20 protein-coding genes are annotated in these 19,746 nt (G+C 60.8%); 5 read left to right on the top strand and 15 right to left on the bottom strand.

Annotation, left to right across the window (positions count from 1 at the left end; genetic code table 11):
- Positions 1–38: 38 nt before the first annotated feature.
- Positions 39–476: a DUF3995 domain-containing protein gene (locus tag RGV59_RS18875; RefSeq protein WP_046383694.1), complete on the bottom strand. Its 438-nt coding sequence runs from the start codon at positions 474–476 to the stop codon at positions 39–41.
- 93 nt (positions 477–569) lie between these two features.
- On the opposite strand from RGV59_RS18875, the gene RGV59_RS18870 reads away from it, so the two are divergent.
- Both RGV59_RS18870 and RGV59_RS18865 read left to right on the top strand, forming a co-directional pair.
- Complete coding sequence (locus tag RGV59_RS18870; RefSeq protein ID WP_046484472.1) at positions 570–959, top strand: DUF2946 domain-containing protein; 390 nt, start codon at positions 570–572, stop codon at positions 957–959.
- A 93-nt stretch (positions 960–1,052) separates the two neighbouring features.
- Complete coding sequence (locus tag RGV59_RS18865) at positions 1,053–3,179, top strand: TonB-dependent receptor (RefSeq protein WP_102617593.1); 2,127 nt, start codon at positions 1,053–1,055, stop codon at positions 3,177–3,179.
- An 89-nt stretch (positions 3,180–3,268) separates the two neighbouring features.
- Here the strand turns inward: RGV59_RS18865 and RGV59_RS18860 are convergent, their stop codons facing one another.
- Together RGV59_RS18860 and RGV59_RS18855 are read right to left on the bottom strand one after the other, a co-directional pair.
- Positions 3,269–4,285, bottom strand: a complete 1,017-nt coding sequence (locus RGV59_RS18860; RefSeq protein WP_046383697.1) for an ABC transporter substrate-binding protein — start codon at positions 4,283–4,285, stop codon at positions 3,269–3,271.
- Between the two features lie 132 nt (positions 4,286–4,417).
- Complete coding sequence (locus tag RGV59_RS18855) at positions 4,418–4,867, bottom strand: hypothetical protein (protein WP_017846547.1); 450 nt, start codon at positions 4,865–4,867, stop codon at positions 4,418–4,420.
- A 414-nt stretch (positions 4,868–5,281) separates the two neighbouring features.
- On the opposite strand from RGV59_RS18855, the gene RGV59_RS18850 reads away from it, so the two are divergent.
- From RGV59_RS18850 to RGV59_RS18840, 3 genes are all read left to right on the top strand, one after another.
- The gene (locus tag RGV59_RS18850; protein ID WP_081610137.1) at positions 5,282–5,557 is read left to right on the top strand and encodes a hypothetical protein; all 276 of its coding nucleotides are present in this window, start codon (positions 5,282–5,284) and stop codon (positions 5,555–5,557) included.
- Positions 5,558–5,667: 110 nt separating this feature from the next.
- The gene (locus RGV59_RS18845; protein WP_017846549.1) at positions 5,668–5,898 is read left to right on the top strand and encodes a hypothetical protein; all 231 of its coding nucleotides are present in this window, start codon (positions 5,668–5,670) and stop codon (positions 5,896–5,898) included.
- Between the two features lie 72 nt (positions 5,899–5,970).
- Positions 5,971–6,207, top strand: coding sequence for a DUF2789 domain-containing protein (locus tag RGV59_RS18840; protein ID WP_017846550.1), 237 nt, complete (start codon positions 5,971–5,973; stop codon positions 6,205–6,207).
- A 6-nt stretch (positions 6,208–6,213) separates the two neighbouring features.
- On the opposite strand, the gene RGV59_RS18835 is transcribed toward RGV59_RS18840, so the two are convergent.
- The 12 genes from RGV59_RS18835 to iolE all read right to left on the bottom strand — a co-directional run bounded on the left by RGV59_RS18835 (position 6,214) and on the right by iolE (position 19,730).
- Positions 6,214–6,417 carry a hypothetical protein gene (locus tag RGV59_RS18835; protein WP_017846551.1) on the bottom strand — a complete coding sequence of 68 codons (204 nt, stop codon included), beginning with the start codon at positions 6,415–6,417 and terminating at the stop codon, positions 6,214–6,216.
- A gap of 115 nt (positions 6,418–6,532) precedes the next feature.
- Complete coding sequence (locus RGV59_RS18830; RefSeq protein ID WP_371918419.1) at positions 6,533–7,765, bottom strand: methyl-accepting chemotaxis protein; 1,233 nt, start codon at positions 7,763–7,765, stop codon at positions 6,533–6,535.
- A gap of 546 nt (positions 7,766–8,311) precedes the next feature.
- Complete coding sequence (locus RGV59_RS18825; RefSeq protein WP_010564800.1) at positions 8,312–8,716, bottom strand: TraR/DksA family transcriptional regulator; 405 nt, start codon at positions 8,714–8,716, stop codon at positions 8,312–8,314.
- 344 nt (positions 8,717–9,060) lie between these two features.
- On the bottom strand, positions 9,061–10,083 hold the full coding sequence (locus RGV59_RS18820; RefSeq protein WP_017846553.1) for an ABC transporter permease: 1,023 nt from the start codon (positions 10,081–10,083) through the stop codon (positions 9,061–9,063).
- 58 nt (positions 10,084–10,141) lie between these two features.
- A complete protein-coding gene (locus RGV59_RS18815; protein WP_126585546.1) occupies positions 10,142–11,695 on the bottom strand; it encodes a sugar ABC transporter ATP-binding protein in 1,554 nt (517 codons plus the stop codon).
- A gap of 65 nt (positions 11,696–11,760) precedes the next feature.
- Positions 11,761–12,696: a sugar ABC transporter substrate-binding protein gene (locus RGV59_RS18810; RefSeq protein ID WP_126585545.1), complete on the bottom strand. Its 936-nt coding sequence runs from the start codon at positions 12,694–12,696 to the stop codon at positions 11,761–11,763.
- Between the two features lie 48 nt (positions 12,697–12,744).
- Positions 12,745–12,924, bottom strand: coding sequence for a hypothetical protein (locus tag RGV59_RS18805; RefSeq protein ID WP_079444050.1), 180 nt, complete (start codon positions 12,922–12,924; stop codon positions 12,745–12,747).
- Between the two features lie 128 nt (positions 12,925–13,052).
- On the bottom strand, positions 13,053–14,081 hold the full coding sequence (locus RGV59_RS18800; protein WP_057004688.1) for a Gfo/Idh/MocA family oxidoreductase: 1,029 nt from the start codon (positions 14,079–14,081) through the stop codon (positions 13,053–13,055).
- A 998-nt stretch (positions 14,082–15,079) separates the two neighbouring features.
- Positions 15,080–16,090, bottom strand: coding sequence for a Gfo/Idh/MocA family oxidoreductase (locus RGV59_RS18795; protein ID WP_322247029.1), 1,011 nt, complete (start codon positions 16,088–16,090; stop codon positions 15,080–15,082).
- Between the two features lie 19 nt (positions 16,091–16,109).
- Positions 16,110–18,041, bottom strand: a complete 1,932-nt coding sequence (gene iolD, locus RGV59_RS18790) for a 3D-(3,5/4)-trihydroxycyclohexane-1,2-dione acylhydrolase (decyclizing) (protein ID WP_126585544.1) — start codon at positions 18,039–18,041, stop codon at positions 16,110–16,112.
- A 10-nt stretch (positions 18,042–18,051) separates the two neighbouring features.
- Complete coding sequence (iolB, locus tag RGV59_RS18785; protein ID WP_057004690.1) at positions 18,052–18,840, bottom strand: 5-deoxy-glucuronate isomerase; 789 nt, start codon at positions 18,838–18,840, stop codon at positions 18,052–18,054.
- Positions 18,837–19,730 (bottom strand): myo-inosose-2 dehydratase, encoded by an 894-nt coding sequence (gene iolE, locus RGV59_RS18780; RefSeq protein WP_046489005.1) that lies wholly within the window; start codon positions 19,728–19,730, stop codon positions 18,837–18,839. Before iolE ends, iolB begins: the two co-directional genes overlap by 4 nt.
- Positions 19,731–19,746 lie beyond the last annotated feature (16 nt).

The following is a 19,746-nucleotide window of genomic DNA, read 5'->3' as shown; positions in this document are numbered from 1 at the left end:
TCTGCAGGCGGATGAAAGCTCGCGGCGCGATCAGACGATCAACTCCACGCCACCACCAACAACCCGGCGCCCAACAACAGGCACAACGGCGAATAAAAATACGTATCCCACCGTGCAAACCGCGAACCACCGACCTTTTTGAAAAAACCCACCAGCTCCGAATCGCCGATTGCCCTGGCAAACATGATCACGGCAATCGCGCTGATGCCCCATTGCAATGCGCCATGGGACACCGGCGAAAAATACAGCCCGGCCCGCAGGCAAACAAGCAAGGCAATTGCCACCAGGCCCATCGCCACCAGCAAGGTGCCCAATGCCGAAGGCTTGAACGCCAGGCGGGGGCCGCTGGCGAATTCGCCGGGAAGTTGAGGAATGGCGGCGAGGCTGCCGAGCTTGCCACCGGCGGCCCAGTACAAATGCACCATGCTGACAAAGGTGAAAATACCGACGATCCATCGTGCGACGATAAAGCTCATGGCGGCCTCTCCCGGAATTTGTGCGAAGTAGGATAGTCCCCCTGAGATTTTTTGCAGGCATTTCGTCGGCGGCCGATGGTAAAGTGCCACCCCATGAAAATCACCCGTGCCGACCGCTCGCTCATTGCCTGGATGCTCTACTGCAGCGTCCTGTTCAATGTGTTCGCGTGCAGCATCGGTCATGGGCAGATGGCGGGCATGCAGCTCAACGGCATCGGCGGGCAGTTCTGTACCGTCGACCCGCGCACCCAGGCGCCCAAGCCGTCCACCCCCGTCGAGGAAAGCCTGCCGACGCTGTCCAAGGCGTTTGGTTGCCCGCTGTGCTCGACCGGCGGCATGGGCCCGGCGCTGAACTCCAGCCTCAACGTCGCGGTGTTGCCGCAACCCCACGCACCGCCGCCGGCTATCGTACTGGCGGCTGACATTCCTGCCCGCTTCACCTGGCCCACGGCCCACCCACGGGCGCCGCCCGCCCTCGCCTGATCCTCGCGCTTTCTGATCTGCACTGACACCGTTTCCGTAAGGAAGTACGGGCGACTGTGCGTTGTTTTCAAGCAGGTTTTTCAGGATTCAAGCATGAAACATTTACCTCTGTTGGCAGGCCTGTTCGGCTGCCTGCCAGTCTGTGCCTGGGCGCTCGAACTGGCCCCGACCACCATCGATGGCGAACCCTCCCACGAACCCGGCCTGGCCCTGGACCAGTCCAGCGGCGTGGCGTCGCGGCTGGGGTTGAGCGTGCGCGAAACGCCCGCCTCGGTGGCGATCGCCAACCGCAATGACATCGAGCGCCATGGCGCCAAGACGTTCCGGGATGCAGCCAATACCTTGCCCGGTGTCAACGCCAGCGCACCGCCGGGGTTTGGAGGTTTTGTCTCGTATCGTGGGTTTACCAGCAGCCAGATCACCCAGATGTTCAACGGCATCAACGTCGCCACCGGCCTGGCCCGGCCGGTGGATGCGTGGATCTATGATCGGGTGGAACTGGTCGGCGGCCCCTCGTCCTTGATCAACGGCGCCGGCTCCGTGGGCGGTTCGCTGAACTACGTGACCAAGCTGGCCACCCGCGAAGAACAGGCCGCCGAAGGCCAACTGACCTACGGCAGCTACGACACCGCCGGCATGGCATTCGGCCTGAACCACGCGCTGACCGACCCCAGCGCCGACGTGCAGCATTACGCACGCCTGGACGTCAGCCGCAACACCAACCACAGCTACATCGACCGCGACCAGCGCGACGCCTGGAGCGTAGCGTTTTCCCTGCTCAGCGACCTTACCCCCAACCTGTCCCATACCCTGGCCCTGGAATACCAGGACGAACATGAAGACAGCCCGTACTGGGGCACGCCGGTGCTGAACCCCAAGGCCGGCGAGCTGAAGATCGATAAACACAACCGTTTCAACAATTACAACGTCGCCGACGGCCGTTACGAACAGCGCACGCTCTGGGCGCGTTCGATCATCGACTACCGGATCAACGACAGCACCACGCTGAAAAACACCCTGTATCACCTGGAGAGCCAGCGCGATTACCGCAACCTGGAGACCTACCAATACAACGCCGACAACAGCGCGGTGAACCGCTCGACCGCGTACCAGGTGCGTCATCAGGGTGAGCAGAATGGCAACCAGTTCGAGCTGCGCCACGACGACCGCGTCTTCGGTCTCGCCACCACCTGGTCCGGCGGCTTCGAATACAAGGTCAACAGCACGACCAATAGCCCGCTGAGAGCCGCAGGCAACAGCACGGTCGATCCTGACCATTACGACCCGGGGTACTTTTACGACATCCCAGGCACCCGACCGGGCTTTATCAGCGACAAGACCAACGAGGTCACCACCAAAGCGCTGTTCGTGGAAAATCGCCTGGGCCTGACCGATAAACTGACATTGCTGACGGGCCTGCGCTACGACGCCATCGACCTGGATGTCACCAACCATGGCGCGATAACCGCCAGCAGTCCACGGCACTTCACGCGCAGTTGGGAGCCGGTGACCGGGCGCGCGGGCCTGACCTACCAGTTCATCCCGACGGCCAATGTGTACGTGCAATACAGCACGGCCGCCGAACAGCCGAGTACCACCACCCAGGTATTCGACGTATCGACCGGCAAACAGTGGGAGGTGGGCAGTAAATTCGATTACCTGGACGGTCGCGGTTCGGCCACCGTCGCGGCTTACAAAATCGAGCGCAAGGACTTTGCCGTCACCGACCCGCTGGACCCCACCAACAGCATCCCGGTAGGCGCACAGTCGTCCAAGGGCATTGAGTTGGCCAGTTCGTTGCGCATCACGCCGCGACTACTCGCCGAAGGCAACTTCGCCTGGGTGGACGCCGAGTACGACGAGTTCAACGAAAAAATCGCCAGCGGCGCGGTGGTCTCGCGCAAGGGCAATACGCCGACCAATGTGCCCAAGCGCGTCGGCAACCTGTGGCTGACCTATGATTTTTCCGAGGATTGGCAAGGCGGCGTGGATGCGCGGTATGTGGCCCAGGTGTATGCGGATAACGCCAACACCCAGAAAGTGCCGGCCTACACCCTGTTCGGCACATTCCTGCGCTACAAGGTGGACGCCCACACCTCGGTGACCGGCCGCGTGCGCAACCTGACCAACGAGGTGTATGCCGAGTTTGCCCATGTGTCGCCGGCGTATTACCTGGGGTCGCCGCGCACGTTTGAAGTGGCGGTGCAAACCCGCTTCTGAGCCTGGAATGCTAGCCAATGTGAAAGCGGGCACACGCTGACAAGCCCGCTTCCACATTCTTGCCCCGCGTTCTGCCGCAGGATGGGACGCTATTTCAGGCTGGCTTCAACCTTCTGCGCCACATCCTCCGTCAACCAGGCCTTCCACACATCAGGATGCGCCTTGAGAAACGCCAGCGCGACGTCCCGTGGCGCGGTGTGATTCTCGCTCATGGTCGCCAAGGCTTTGTTCAGCGGCTCGATCGGGAACTCGACTTTCTCGAAGAACCCGACAATCTGCGGATGTTCTTTCTGGAACGGCGTGGACACGCCGATACTCAACTTGGACGCCAAAGACCGTGTCGGCTTCGGATCGGGATTGTCCGCATCCGTCAGCGTCTTCCACGCCTCGGCATCGAACGCCGGCTCTTCCAGCTGGATCAATTTGTAGCGCCCCATCAAGGGCGTCGGCGACCAGTAATAGAACAGCACTGGCTTACCGCGACGAATCGAGGAAGTTATCTCGGCATCCAACGCCGCCCCCGAGCCACTGCGGAAGTTCACATAGCTGTCGTCCAGGCCGTAGGCCTTGAGTTTCTGCTTGTTGACCACTTCCGAGGTCCAGCCAATGGGGCTGTTGAGAAAGCGCCCTTTGCCTGGGGATTCGGGGTCCTTGAACACGTCCTTGTAACGCGCCAGGTCCGCGACACTTTTGAGGTCTGGCGCCAGGGGCTTAAGGCCTTTGGCAGGGTCGCCCTTAACCACGTACTCCGGCACCCACCAGCCTTCGGTGGCGCCCTTGACCGTATCGCCCACCCCGGCCACCTTGCCTTCGGCCTCGGCCTTGACCCACACCGGACTGCGGCCTGCCCATTCTTCGCCGATCACCTGGATGTCATTCTTCGCCAGGGCGGTTTCCAGGGTGATGGTGGTGCCGGGCAAGGTGTCGGTGGGCAGGTCATAGCCCTTCTCGACGATATAGCGCAGCACTTCGGTGATCAGACTGCCGCTTTCCCAGTTCAGGTCGGCGAAATGCACAGGCGCCTGTGCAGCCGAAACCGGCAACGAAGCCACCGACAGACTCAGGCTCGCCAGGGACGCCGCCAACAGGGATCTCAATCCTTTCATGCCTTTGCACCTCACGTGTTCGCTGCAATAACAGACGGCTTGGCCGCCACTGCGCGAAGCCTCTGAATAGTTAAGTCAACTCAACTGTAGTAGAGGTTCCGGGAGATAAAGGCTGTTTGCTGTACGAGCGGGTTATTCGCTGGCCTTGAAGGTCACCAGTTCACCCTTGCGCCACTTGGCGGCCTTGCCGGTCACGGCCTTGAGGGTTTTGGTCAAGCCTTCCTGCAATTGTTCGTTGGCGGCAAACACCAGCATCACGCTGTGACCTTCCTTGAACACAATGCCCTGGCCTTCGGCCGAGGAAACAAAGGCATAGTCGCCCAAGCCATACACCGTCAACTTGATATCGCGGAACTTCAATTCAAACTTGCCACCTTCGCGACTGGGCAATACCGCGGCACGAAAATGATCACCGACCTTGAGTTCAAGGCGTTGTTTGTCATCCACGACCAATGCCGATTCAGTATCGATCTCGGCGATATAGATGCCTTCCGGTGTCTGTTCAGTGATGTAAACAAAACGGGATTGAAACTGCTTGACCAACTTTGCGCGCAAATCACCCAGCACGAATAACGCGTGCATATCCAGATTACTGACTGCCAAGGAAACGCCCCCAGATCAAAAAAAGCACTGTCCGCCGTAACGGGCAGCACAAAAAAGCGGCCATACCGGCACGCTGACACAACGCATTGATTAAAAACCCTGAAAAAACGCCCCTGCGGTGCCGTAAGACTAATACAGGCATACACGACGAGCCTTATGCAGGCCATCGATCTTCACAGCAAATCACAGGTTTAACAGCCCGAGAAGACGGGTCGACCAGCTTCAGAGAATAACCCAATTAAAAAGCGCAGTTTCCGACAACCTGCACAAAACAAAACACCTGGAATGGAACCGAGTACCGATCTCCGACGACAATATTAAAACAGCAACACGGGTCAAAACCACCCGTTCCGCTGCTGGCGGGCCAACCAGATCGATCGACAGGAGCTGACCATGCAACGACGTCAACACAACGCTACGTCTTCCAGCACTCACTCATCCTATCAAGACGAGCGCCAATACTACTGCTTGCACAGCCATGATGGGTACTCAAACTCCGTGCTTTATCAAGTTGTACCGGCCGGGCGCAACTTCTTTCATATTCTGGAAGTCACCAGCGGCAGGATCAAAGGCTTTCGCAGCAATCATATCCGCGCCTGCGAACTGGCAAAAACCCTCGAGGCCGCCCTGCACGCCCCGCACGGCGGGATCGTTTCGTCACCTGGATGACTTTACCGCGCCGTCGCCCCTCAACAACTGCCATACTGGCCCGTCCATTGAAGTTTGCCCCGTGCGGGTCAGGTTTCATCAGTGCAGTTACCTTGAAGGGAAGGTTATACGTGACGGAATTTGATATTGGCGAATTTTTTATCCATGGCGAAGCCAAGGAAGTAGACGGAGAATTCCAAGCAGTTATCGTAATGCGTGCCAAGCCTCCCTTGACCACGATCACAATGCACCAAGTGGAAAAAGATCGTTGGTTCAAGACCGCGGACGCCGCCGCCGTCGCGGCAAAAGAAGCCGCCAGGGCCCTCAAGACAGCGGTGGACTCAGGGGCGTTGACCTCCTGAGAATCCGATAGAACTCTACTGCGCGACAAGCCTCCGATGCATACCCCCCCAAAAACCGGCATGGAGAACGATATGGATGCGCCAGTACCAACCCTTGAAACCCTGTTTGATCAACTGGGCCTGGATTCCACCCCGAAGGACATCGACGCGTTTATCGCTGCCCATCCTTTGGCCGACGACGTCAAGCTGATCGACGCGCCCTTCTGGACGCCCCAGCAGGCTCAGTTTCTCAAGGAAGAACTTCGGGAAGACGCTGAATGGGCGATGGCCGTGGATGAACTGAACCAGCGTCTGCACCAAGCGCAATAACGCCCCTCAATGCAGGCTGTCTGACTGTTCCATGCGCAACAGCGCTTGCCAGGCGGCCCTGCACTCCTCCGCTTCATCACGGCTGGCGAAGACGGTGCCACGCTGCTCACCGTTGAGCAGCACGACCCAACAAGCCTTCTGACCCAACGCACGCAGGGTTTCGGGTACGCCACTGCCAATCATCACAGCAACATCGACTTTGTTTTGCATGGAGCTTCTCCGCAACAATCGTTAGCTAACTAACAACGGCGACCATGCTACGTTTTTCCTACCCTCAGAAAAAGCTATCCCCTGGATAGCTCTATTGCGCAAACAGCAACAATCTCTAGTGCCTGGCGTTCGTGCCTTCGGGTTTATAGCCCAGGCGCAACCCGCCCCAATGCTGGCCCTTGACCATGATCGGCACCGACAAGTCGTGCATCAACTCACCGGTATCGCGGGTGTAAGTCTGCAACAGTACCGCTTGCTGATGGCTGCCACAGCGAATCCCGGTACGGTCGTCGAACTTGCGCTTGGTGCGATTCTGTAACGCATCCACCTGTACATCGCCGGTCAAGGGTTGGGAAAACGCTTTGTTGTGTGTCGGCACATACCCCTGTTGCGTACAGGCGATGGCAAATACCAAACCTTCGTGTCGTGGCAGCAGCGCCTCTTGAATCGCCGGCAAAACCTGATCGGTGTAGCTGTCAAAACGCGTGTGGTACTTGCTGGGGTGGGTGTTGGGGATCGCCGCGTAGTTGCGGTCGAACAGATCCTCCAGGCTGACACGGTTTTGCAGCACATCGGCCTCGAACTGTTCGGCGATGCGGCTCGCGCCTTCGCGGGCGAGGTCGTAGACGCGCTGGTGATAGTCATCCAGCCCGACGGCGGCCAGGCGTTCGCTGATGGTTTCGGCCTGCCCTTCCATTTGCACGGCGGCATCGGCCAGTTGACGGGTTTGCTCGTCGCTCACCGTCAGGTCGCTGCGCATTTGCTCCACGGCATGGAACAGGCTGTCGAGTTGCGCCCGATTGGTCTCGGTGCCTTGGGCGATTTCGTTGACCTGCCCTTCGACATCCGCGGCCAGACTGGCGATGTTCTGCAGTTGCTCACCGGCGTGTTCCACCTGCTCCACGCCGGTGTGCAGGTCCGCCGACAGTTGGCGAATCTGCTCCACCACCTGGCCGGTGCGTTGCTGGATATCGGCCACCATCACCCCGACTTCCTCGGTGGCGGTGGCGGTACGGCCGGCCAGCCCGCGGACTTCATCGGCCACCACGGCAAACCCGCGCCCATGCTCGCCGGCACGCGCGGCTTCGATGGCGGCGTTCAAGGCCAGCAGGTTGGTCTGGCTGGCGATGGACTGGATCACCAGGGTCACCCGCTGGATTTCCTCGCTGCGCTGGCTCAGGGCTTCAATCATCTCGCGGCTGGCATTCGCGCGCTGGCTGAGTTGGTGCATGCGGGTGATCGACTGGGCCAGCACTTCGCGGCCCTCGGTGCTGCGCTGATGCGCCTGGCTGGCGGCGCCCAGCGCCTGGTGACTGAGTTGGGAGGTGACTTGTTCGGTGCCGATCATCACTTCGGCGCTGTTGACGATCTGCTGGGCAGCGCTCAACTGCGACTGCAGGCGCGCAGCCAGTTGCTTGACCGAATAGGCCACGCCGGCCGCCGACAAGGCGTTATGGCTGGTGGTATAGGACAGGTCGCGGGTCAGGTCGCCAATCGCATCGACCGCTTCGGACGGCGCCGCGCTGGGTGTGCGTTTTTTCAGGCGAGGCAGCCAGATCACCAGCAAGGCCAGTGTCAGGCAGAGATAAATCGGCAGGCTGGCAAACGCAAGGCCGAGCAGGACCAGCACCACGGCGGTGCTCTGCAAAAGCGGCGTCAGCCAGCCGGGCAACCCGCGCACCACCGCGTGCGGTGGCACTGCTGCGCCCATCAGAGATCCGTCTCCAGCCATCTTCGTCACCCCACTGCTTGTCATTATTGTCTCTGCATTAAACGCCACTATCAGGCCATTATCCATGGGCCTTTAGTGGGGGAGCTTGCAACAGATCAATATAGCGGGCGTAACGGGTATTTTCCCTGGGGAGCGCAGTACTCGCCCCCCAGCTTCAGCGCATCAGGCTTGACGCTGGTGCTTGTCGATCTGCTCGTGGCGCTCTTGCGCTTCGATGCAGTACTTGGTGGTCGGGCTGATCAGCAGGCGCTTGAGGCCGATAGGCTCGCCGCTGTCATCGCACCAACCAAAGGAATCTTCCTTGATGCGCTCCAGTGCGCGCTCCAGTTGCGGCAGCATGCGCTGGTCGCGATCAATGGCATTCACCAACCAGGTGCGCTCTTCTTCCACGGAGGCGGCATCCGCCGGGTCGGCCGGGGTGTCCAGGCTCTCAATGGCGATGCGGTTCTGTTCAATGCGCTCGTGGTGTTCCACTTTCATGTCTTGCAGCAACTGCTCGAAAAAAGCGTGCTGTTCGGCATTCATGTAGTCATCCGCCGGCATGGCCAGCAACTTTTCCTTTGTCATTGATTTCTCTATAAAAAATACGTGCATTAAGGCGAATAAGGGAGCGTTCCGGTCAACCTCTGCAGGTCTCGGAAAGGCGCCATCCATTCCAAGCGCCACCCGGCACTCAATTTACGAGGGGCGGCAGTCTAAGGCCGACTTGAGGGCGCAGCAACTGAAAAGACAGGCATTTTTTCCAAGATAACCCCCAAAGGCACCAGGACGGGCTTGGCGAATGGTCATCGGAGTGCGTTTATAGCAAGAAATTCAGTGTTGTGGAGCTATATAGAAGACAAACGGTTGGATCTGACGAATACAGGCCTGAATGTGGGAGGGGGCAAGCCCCTCCCACATTTTGCACTGCGTCAGCGTTTTAGCTTGCGCTTGTTGCGATATTGGTCGATCACCACCGCCGCCACGATAATCAGGCCCTTGATGATGTCCTGGATATACGCGTCGACCCCGACAAAGGTAAACCCGCTGGCCATCACCCCAAGGATCAGCGCGCCGATCACGGTGCCGGTGATGCGCCCTACTCCGCCGGCCAGGCTGGTGCCGCCGATCACCGCTGCGGCAATCGCATCCAGTTCGTAGGACATGCCCATGCCGGCCTGGCCGGTGGCGGCACGCGCCGAGGCCACCACACCGGCCAGGCCCGCCAGGAGCCCGGCGATGCTGTAGACGATGATCAGGTGGCGCTTGACGTTGATCCCCGAGGTGCGCGCCGCCTGCATATTGCCGCCGATGGCGTAGGTGTACTTACCGTACTTGGTGTAGCGCAGGGCGATATGGAAGATCACCGCCACCACCAGAAAGATGATCACCGGCATCGCGCCATGCCCGATGGCCGTGTAGGAATCCGAGAGCATGCTCACTGGCTGGCCTTCGGTGTAGTAACGCGCCAGGCCACGGGCCGACACCATCATCCCCAGCGTTGCGATAAACGGCGGGATACCGGTCACCGCAATAATGCTGCCGTTGATCGCGCCCGCCAGCAGCCCCACGCCGAGCCCCGCCACCACCGGAATCCACACCGGCAGGTCGGTCAGGGACGGAAACACCGCACGGGAAAAGTCAGATGTTTGCGCAAGACTGGCAGCGATCATCGCCGATAACGCCAAGACCGAGCCGGAAGACAAGTCGATCCCGGTGGTGATGATCACCTGGGTCACACCGATGGCCAGCAGGCCGATGATCGACACTTGCAGGATCATCAACACCAGGCGCTGGGAGTTCATCAGGAAGCTCTGGTCTCGCACAATCCAGCCAAACAGCTCAAACACCAGGCCGATGCCGATCAGCACCAGGAAGATGCTCAGCTCGGTGGGCAAGCGCCGACGGTGCTTGACCGCTGCCGTGGCAGGCTTGTTGTCTGTTATTGCGTTCATAGCCAATCACCTTTTTATTCTATGGCGCAGGCCAACCGCAGGCCCGCGCGGCTGTTCGTCAGTGGACCGCGGTCATACCGGAGGCCAGTTGCATGACTTTTTCCTGGGTCGCGTCTGCACGGTCCAGGGTGCCCATCAGTTCGCCTTCATGCATCACCATCACCCGGTCGCTCATACCCAGCACTTCAGGCAGCTCCGAGGAAATCATGATCACCGCCATGCCCTCGCTGGCGAGGAACGCAATCAAACGGTAGATCTCGGCCTTGGCGCCGACATCGATGCCACGGGTCGGCTCGTCGAGGATCAGCAGGCGCGGGTTGGTCATCAGCCAGCGCGCCAGCAGGGCTTTCTGCTGATTGCCGCCGGACAAGGTGTCGATGCATTGCTCCAGGGACGGGGTTTTCACCCGCAGCTTCTTGCACATGTCTTCGCACAGCGCACGCAGGGCTTTCTGCTGGATAAACCCGTTGCCCGAGTAATGCGGCAACACGGCCATTTCCATGTTTTCCAGGACCGACAGGCACGGGAACAGCCCGCTGAGCTTGCGATCCTCGGTCAACAGCGCAAAGCCTTTGTCGATGGCCATGTGCGGGTCGGTGATACGCAGCGCCTTGCCATCGAGGGTTATCTGCCCGCGAGTGCTTGGGCTGATGCCAAAAAGGGCTTCCGCCACGTTGGTGCGGCCCGAGCCCATCAGCCCGGCGATGCCGAGGATCTCGCCGGCATGCAGGTCGAACGAGACGTTGTTGAACACGCCGTCCAGGCCCAGGTCGCGCACCGACAGCAGCAACTCGCCGATGGGCGTTTCGCGCACCGGGAACAACTGGCTCAGTTCACGGCCGACCATCATCGAGATCAGGCTGTCGCTGTTCATGCTGTCGGCGCGCTGCAGGCCGATGTACTGGCCGTCGCGAAACACCGCCACTTCATCGGCGATGGCGAACACTTCATTCATCTTGTGCGTGATGTAGACGATGCCTTTGCCCTGGGCCTTGAGGTCGGCAATGATCGAAAACAGGTGGGCGACTTCCTTCTCGGTGATGGCGGACGTCGGCTCATCCATGATCAGGATGTCGGAATCGTAGGACACCGCCTTGGCAATCTCGACCATCTGCCGCTCGGCGATGCTCAGGTTGCCCACCTGCTCCTCGGGGTCGAGGTTGATGCGCAGGCGGGCGAGCAATTGGGCGGTGCAGCGGTGCATTTCGCGGTGGTTGACCATGCGCAGGCTGTTGAGCTGCTCGCGGCCGATCCAGATATTCTCGGCGATGCTCATGTGCGGCATCAGGTTGAGTTCCTGGTGGATCATCGCGATCCCGGCCTTTTGCGCGGCCAGCGGCGTCTCAAACACGATCGGCTTGCCGCGCAGGCGGATTTCCCCAGCGTCGGGCTGGTAGATGCCGGCGATGATTTTCATCAGGGTCGACTTGCCCGCGCCGTTCTCGCCCATCAGCGCCAGCACCGAGCCCGGGCGCACACGCAGTTGTACATCGGCCAGGGCCACCACACCGGGAAAGCCTTTGCTGATGTTGAGGATTTCCAGCAGGTACGGTTCTTCCAGCAGCGACGGCTGGATAGCGGGCGGCTGCGAGACAGTGGCTTGAGCAAGCATAGGGCGGTACTCCATCGACAGGGCGGGCACGACCGCCCTGCCGGCTTATTGTTGTGATGTAAGGGCTACTTGAAGTCTTTGACGTTGTCCGGGGTGATCAGCTTGAACGGGATGACAATGTTCTGCTCGATCGCTTCCTTCTTCGCCATCTTGCGCGCCGCCTCCACCGAGCCGACTGCCTGGCCCTTGGCATCCTGGAACACCGACACGGTCATTTCGCCCTTGGTGATCGCATTCAAGCCGTCCGGCGTGCCGTCGACCCCCGCAATCAAGACGCTGCCCGGCTTGGTGCCGGCCGACTTCAACGCCATGGCCGCGCCAATCGCCATTTCATCGTTGTTGGCCAGCACGGCATTGAATTCGCGGCCCTGGGTCAACCAGTCGTTGACCAGGGTCATCCCACGGTCACGCAGCCAGATGCCGGTCTGTTCCTGCTCGATCTTGATCTGCGGGTACTTGGCCAGGACTTCTTTGATGCCCTTGGTCCGGTTGGTGGTGGAGTTGTTCGCCAGGTCACCGAGCAGGATCACCACCTTGCCCTTGCCCCCCAGTTTTTCGGCGATGTACTGCATTTGCAGCCTGCCGGCCTCTTCATCATCGGAGGTCACGGCCGCCACGCCTTTGGGCAGGTCTTTCTGGTCAGGTCGGCGGTTGACATAGACCAGCGGAATACCCGCTTCGAGCGCTGACTTGCTGATCCGCGCCGTGGACGCCGTGTCCACCGGGTTGACGATGATCGCGTCGACCTTCTGGCTGATGAAGTTCTCGACCTGGCTCAATTGCTTGACCACGTCGGCGCGCGCGTCTTCGAACTGCAGTTGCACGCCATCGCCCTTGGGGTAGGCCTTGGCTTGCTTGTCCATGTACTCACGCACATTGGTCAGGTAGGTGTCATCGAACTGCGACATGCTCACGCCGATCTTCAGATCGGCAGCCATGGCAAAACCGCTGGCCAGCAGCATGGACAACGCCAGCGCGGTAAAACGGATCGGGGTCTTCATGAACGGTCTGTCTCCACTTTCTTGTTGGTTTTTTGGACGTTGCGTTTTTCAGAGCGAGGATGACGGCAGGCGGACGAGCGGTGCTCCCGGAATGCAGCACACCAGGGCGCCTTGGTTTTCGACGCACAGCACGTTGAGGAAGGAGAAGTAAAACGGCCGGGTGCGGGGCAGACCGCGTGGCGCAAGGGCTGGGCGTAAAACTCGCAGTACAGCGTTGAAGATTTTCATCTGACGGTACCTGGTTGTTTTTGATCTTGTTTTTGTTGAGTCGTCGGGATCGAGTCCGGAACGTACTTTATGCAACCTGGAAAAGACTTTATTGGAAAATAATTTCTATATCAACCTGTTTTAGAATTTTATTCTATTTTTGTCGAAACCACTTGCTGGCGCTCGGCGCTCAGGCGTGCGGCGTCCAATATCCTTGTGGTTTCCAACGCCTCGTAGGCGTCCACCGGCAGCGGCCCCTGCCCTTGCACGGCGGCCTGCCACTGGCGATAGAACTGGGTCCAGCAGCCTTTTTCCGACGGCACACGCTCGCGCTCGGGGCCTTGTTCGAACCAGCCCCAGCGGCGGTGCTCCTCGGCCCCCCAGTGCTCGCCCTCGGTTTTGGGCGACTTGCCGGCCATCAGGGCGTCTTCCTGACCGTCCAACCCGTCGACGGTGTAGCAACCCAGGGTGCCGCTGACCCGCAAGCGCGGTGCGGGGCTGTTCTGCAAGGCGTTGCCCCACAGGTGGGAAATCACCCCGTTGGCGTGGGTCAGGGAGACAAAGAAGCCGTGGTCGATGCTGGGGTGTTCGGCGCTGTAGTGCAGTTGCGCGAAAACCCGATCCACCGGGCCGAACAGTTGCAGCGCCTGATCCACCAGATGGCTGCCCAGGTCACGCAGCCAGCCGCCGCCGCTGGCATTGCCCACCGATTGCGGGCTGAAACGCTCGACGCGGGATTCAAACCGGGTGACAGCGCCGAGGGCGCCGGCGTCGATCAGTTTGCGCAAGGTCAGGAAATCCGAATCCCAGCGCCGGTTCTGGTAGACGCTGAGCAACACGCCCTGGCGTTCAGCCGCGGTGATCAGCACCCGGGCCTGCTCGGCGTTGGCGGCGAAAGGTTTATCGCTGACCACGGCAACGCCGTGCTCGATGGCCTCCAGCACCAGCGCCGGGCGACCTTTAAGCGTGGTGGAAATCACCAGGGCGTCAACGCCGGCCTCGACGATCTGGCCGATGCTGTCAAAGGCTTTAACCCCTGGAAGATCAGTGCTCAATTGCTGACGGCGCTCGGGTGAACGAGTCACCACACCAACAAAAGTAGCGCCGGGCAGGGTTGCAATCAGTGGCGCATGAAAGAAGCGCCCTCCATGGCCATAGCCGACCAGTCCGATTCGCATACATTCACTCCTTCATTGAAGTGCAAACCCAATCCAACTGTGGGAGGGGGCTTGCCCCCTCCCACATTGACCGAGTGTTAGCCGTAGAAGGCAGGGTTGCAGTCAGTGGCGCATGAAAGAAGCGCCCTCCGTGGCCATAGCCGACCAGTCCAATTCGCATACATTCACTCCTTCATTGAAGTGCAAACCCAACCCAACTGTGGGAGGGGGCTTGCCCCCGATGGCGGTGGATCAGATCCAGATTCATTAGCTGACCCACTGCTATCGGGGGCAAGCCCCCTCCCACATTGACCGAGTGTTAGCCGCAGAAGGCAGGGTTGCAGTCAGTGGCGCATGAAAGAAGCGCCCTCCGTGGCCATAGCCGACTAGTCCAATTCGCATACATTCACTCCTTCATTGAAGTGCACACCCAATCCAACTGTGGGAGGGGGCTTGCCCCCTCCCACATTGACCGAGTGCTAGCCGTAGAAGGCAGGGTTGCAGTCAGTGGCGCATGAAAGAAGCGCCCTCCGTGGCCATAGCCGACCAGTCCGATTCGCATACATTTACTCCTTCATTGAAGTGCAAACCCAATCCAACTGTGGGAGGGGGCTTGCCCCCTCCCACATTGACCGAGTGTTAGCCGTAGAAGGCAGGGTTACAGTCAGTGGCGCATGAAAGAAGCGCCCTCCGTGGCCATAGCCGACCAGTCCGATTCGCATACATTCACTCCTTTATTGAAGTGCAAACCCAATCCAACTGTGGGAGGGGCTTGCCCCCGATGGCGGTGGATCAGATCCAGATTCATTAGCTGACCCACTGCTATCGGGGGCAAGCCCCCTCCCACATTGACCGAGTGTTAGCCGTAGAAGGCAGGGTTGCAGTCAGTGGCGCATGAAAGAAGCGCCCTCCGTGGCCATAGCCGACTAGTCCAATTCGCATACATTCACTCCTTCATTGAAGTGCAAACCCAATCCAACTGTGGGAGGGGGCAAGCCCCCTCCCACATTGACCGCGTGTCAGCCGTAGAAGCGCGGACGCTCAGGCAGGCTGACTTGGACAATTTGCCCACTGCCTTGGGCCTCGATACACGCATCCGCCGCGACTGCCGCCGCAAACCCATCCCACGCCGACGGCCCGCCCACTTGCCCGGCGCGCACGCTGTCGATGAACGCCTGCAACTCGACGTCATAGGCGCCGATAAAGCGGTCTTTCCAGTCCATCAGAATCGCATTGGACAGCTTGGCCTCGCTGCGCAATTGCACCTGCGACGGCTCCGGCAGCTTGGCGATACCGGTCTCCCCCACCACTTCGCACTGAATGTCGTAGCCGTACTGGCAGTTCACAAACACTTCCACATCGATGCGCGTGCTCTTGGCGGTTTCCAGCAGCACGATCTGCGGATCGCGCAGATGGGCCAGGGCCTTGCTGGTCTTGCGCGGGAACACCACTTGCACCGACACATAGTCGTCGTCGAGCAGCCAACGCAACACATCCAGCTCGTGGATCAGGGTGTCGGTGATCGCCATGTCGGTCTTGTAGTTCTCGCCCACCCGCGGGTTGCGGTGCGCGCAGTGCAGCATCAGCGGCTCGCCGATCCGGCCGCTGTCGATCACCGCTTTGAGGGCGCGATAACCTTCGTCATAGGGGCGCATGAAGCCCACTTGCACCAGGCGCTTGCCGTGCGCCACTTCAGCCTCGACGATCCTGCGACAGCCTTCGGCGGTGACCGCCAGGGGTTTTTCGCAGAACACCGGTTTGCCCGCCTCGATGGCGGCGAGCACGAATGCCTCATGGCTCGGGCCCCAGGAAGTAACGAGAATGGCTTCGACCTGAGGCGAACGGATCAGCGCATGGCCGTCCGGATACACCTCGGCGTCCAGTTTCAGATCCGCCACCACCTTGGCGGCCTGCTCCAGGTCGATGTCGGTCACCGCCACCACCTGGCTGTTGAGCAAGGTCTGGCTGCAACGACGAATATGGTCCCGGCCGATAGCGCCCGTACCGATAACACCCAGCTTCAACGACATACATTCACTCCTCTTGTTATTAGTACTGCCGGGCCTTGGCCAGCTGTTCATTGAGTTTTTTCGCCGCCGCGTTGGTGCGTTCGCTGGTGGAGACCTGCGCCACACCCACCCGCCACCACGACAGGTAGCCGTGGATCATGGTCTTGGGCAGCACCTTGATATCGATCAGCGTCGACACCGTTTGCGTGCGCGCATCGGCCAGCGCCGCTTCGAGCTGTTCGACGCTGCTGACCTTGTAAGTCTTGCAACCGTAGGCCGCCGCACTCATGGCGAAATCCACCGGCACCAGGCCGCCGTCGAGCTTGCCGCTCTCGGGGTTGCGGTAGCGGAACTCGGTGCCGAAGCTGTCCATGCCGTTGCCGATCTGCAGGTTGTTGATGCAACCGAAAGCCATGTTGTCCAGCAGCACCACGTTGATCTTGCGGCGCTCCTGGATCGAGGTGGCCAGCTCCGAGTGCAGCATCATGTAGGAGCCATCACCGACCAGCGCATAGACCTCGCGCGTCGGCTCGGCGAGTTTCACGCCGAGGGCGGCGTTGATCTCGTAGCCCATGCACGAATAACCGTACTCGACGTGGTAAGTGTTGACGCCCTTGCTGCGCCAGCTGCGCTGCAGGTCGCCGGGCAGGCTGCCGGCGGCGGCGACGATGATCGCGTCGTCGGCCAGCGCCTGGTTGAGCACGCCGAGGACCCGGCTTTGGGTCAGGCACGAACCGGTCAGCTCGATAAATTCGCGCAGCACGCCGCGGTCGAGGTGGTCGTCGACCTCGGGGACGAAGTCGTCACCGGCGTATTCCAACTGATGCACCCGGTCGACTTCAGCATCCAGTTGCGCCCTTGCATCGCGCACCTGCTCGCCCCAACCGGCGCGATAATCGCCCAGCGCTGCGGCCAATGCCTCAAGGGCGACTCGTGCATCCGCCAGCACTTGCACGCCATCGAGTTTCAACGCATCGCCGGGGCTGATGTTGAGGTTGAGGAACCGCACCTCGGCGTGCTTGAACAACGACTTCGACGACGTGGTGAAATCGGTGTAGCGCGTGCCGATCCCGATGATCAGGTCGGCCTCGGCGGCCAACAGGTTCGCGGCCAGGCAGCCGGTTTCGCCGATCCCGCCGACGTTCAGCGGATGGCTGGACAGCACCGCACTCTTGCCCGCCTGGGTTTCGGCGAAGGGAATCTCGAAGCGTTCGGCAAATGCCTGCAGGGCCGCATTCGCCCCGGAGTACTTGACCCCGCCGCCGCAGATGATCAACGGCTTGCGCTTGCCCTCGAAGGCCGCCACGGCATCGCCGATCATCGCCTCGGTGGGCGGGCGCCGGTCGAGGCGATGGACACGTTTTTGCAGGAAGTAATCCGGATAATCCCAGGCATCGGCTTGCACATCCTGCGGCAGCGCCAGGGTGACGGCACCGGTTTCGGCGGGGTCGGTGAGCACGCGCATGGCGTGGATCGCCGCGCTCATCAATTGCTCGGGGCGGTTGATGCGGTCCCAGTATTTGCTCACCGAACGGAAGGCGTCGTTGGTGCTGATGCTCAGGTCATGGAACTGCTCGATCTGTTGCAGCACCGGGTCGGGCTGGCGGCTGGCGTAGACATCGCCAGGCAATAGCAGCAACGGAATGCGGTTGGCCGTGGCAGTCGCGGCAGCGGTCAGCATATTCGCCGCCCCCGGGCCGACCGATGCGGTACACGCGTAGATCTTGCGGCGCAGGTGCTGTTTGGCAAACCCGATGGCGGCGTGGGCCATGCCTTGCTCGTTGCGGCCCTGATGCACCACCAGGTCGCCGCTGTCCTGCTCCAGCGCCTGGCCCAGGCCGAGCACGTTGCCGTGGCCGAAAATGGTGAACACCCCGGCCACGAACTTGCTCTGCACACCATCGACTTCGATGTATTGGTTATCCAGAAATTTCACCAGGGCCTGGGCCATGGTCAAACGAGTGGTGGTCATGTCGCGCCCCTTAAAGGTCCAGCAGCCAGCTGTGCTGCGGGTCGTTATGAAAATGCCAGGCGCGCTTGGGGCCGGCCATTACGTTGAGGTAGTAGGATTCGTAGCCATACGGCACGCTCACCGGGTGGTACCCCTTGGGCACCACCACCAGGTCGCTGTTTTCCACGGCCATGGCCTCATCGATGCTGCGGTCGTCGGTGTACACCCGCTGGAACACGAAGCCCTGGGGCGGGTTGACCTGGTGGTAATAGGTTTCTTCGAGAAAGCTCTGGTGCGGCAGGTCGTCGGTGTCGTGCTTGTGCGGCGGGTAGCTCGACGAATGCCCGGACGGCGTGCGGACTTCCACCACCAGCAAGGAGTGGGCGGGCTCGCTGTCGGGCAGGATGTCGCACACGTAACGGGTGTTGGCGCCTTTGCCGCGCACGCTGCGCTTGCACTGTTCGGGGCGGATCAAGCGCGGCGCGAAACCCGTCGCGCCAGGCGCGGCGCAGACCGCGAGCTGCACGTCGCTCAATGCCGTCACCTGGGCGTCGGTGCCCGGCGGCAGGTAAGCGGCAAAGGGCGATTTGTCTTCAAACACCGACTGACGATCGCCGAGGTTCTGCCAGTTGAACCCCTCGCCTTCGATCGTCACCCGGCCGCTAAGCAGCACCAGGCACAGCTCCTGATCGCCGGCGGTGACTGGCAGGGTTTCGCCCAGGCTCAGGCGGTAGGCGGCAAAGCCGACATAGTCCAGGCGGCCCGCTTCGAGGGCGACCATGGTTTGCCCGCGCTTATTGCTCTTGACCAGCAAGCTCATTGCCCCGTCCTCTCGTTCAGCAGCGCACGCAAGGTGTCGTAACCTTTTTTCGCATAGATATAGCTCGGCGCGACAGCCGGGTCCTGCTCGGCTTCGACCACCAGCCAGCCTCGGTAATGCGCGGCCAGCAGCACGTCGAGCAACGCGGCAAAGTCGATATCGCCGTCACCCGGCACGGTGAAGGTGCCGTTGACGATGCAGTCGGGGAAGCTCCACATCTGGTTGCGCGCCAGTTGCACCACCGCTTTGCGCACGTCCTTGAAATGCACATGGCACACGCGGTCGATGTGCTTGCGCAGTACGTCGAGGGGTTCGCCGCCGCCCATGTAGCAGTGGCCCGAATCGAACAGCAGGCCGACTTCGGGGCCGGTGCGGCGCATCAGTTGATCAATGTCCTCCGGCGATTCGACATAGGCGCCCATATGGTGGTGGTAGGCCAGGCGCACGCCCTGGGACAGAGTAAAGCGCGCCAGTTCGGTGAGCTTGTCGGCATAGTCCTGCCAGGCCTGCTCACTGTGGAAACGCGGGCGTTCGATCAGGCGGATGCGGGAGCCCTGGATCGAATCGGCCACTTCGCCGTAGACCAACACCGTGGCGCCATTGTGTTTGAGCAACTCGACGTGAGCGGCGATGGCTTCGATTTCCTCCGCCACCGACCGCTGGGCCAGACGGCTGGAGTACCAACCGGAGACCAGCGCCAGGTCGTAGGGGCGCAACACATCGGCGACGCCCTTGGCGTCCTTGGGGAATTTGCCGTTGAGTTCAAAACCCTCGTAGCCGATCTGCTTGCCTTCGCTCAACGCCGTGCTCAGGGGCGTTTCGCCGCCCAGGGCCGGCAGGTCGTCGTTGCTCCAGGAGATCGGGTTGATGCCAATTCGGATTGCGGGCATGGCTGCACCTTTATTA

The organism is Pseudomonas sp. FG1 (assembly GCF_034313875.1).
Taxonomy (GTDB): Bacteria; Pseudomonadota; Gammaproteobacteria; order Pseudomonadales; family Pseudomonadaceae; genus Aquipseudomonas; species Aquipseudomonas veronii.
This window is presented reverse-complemented; position numbering and strand designations above follow the sequence as displayed.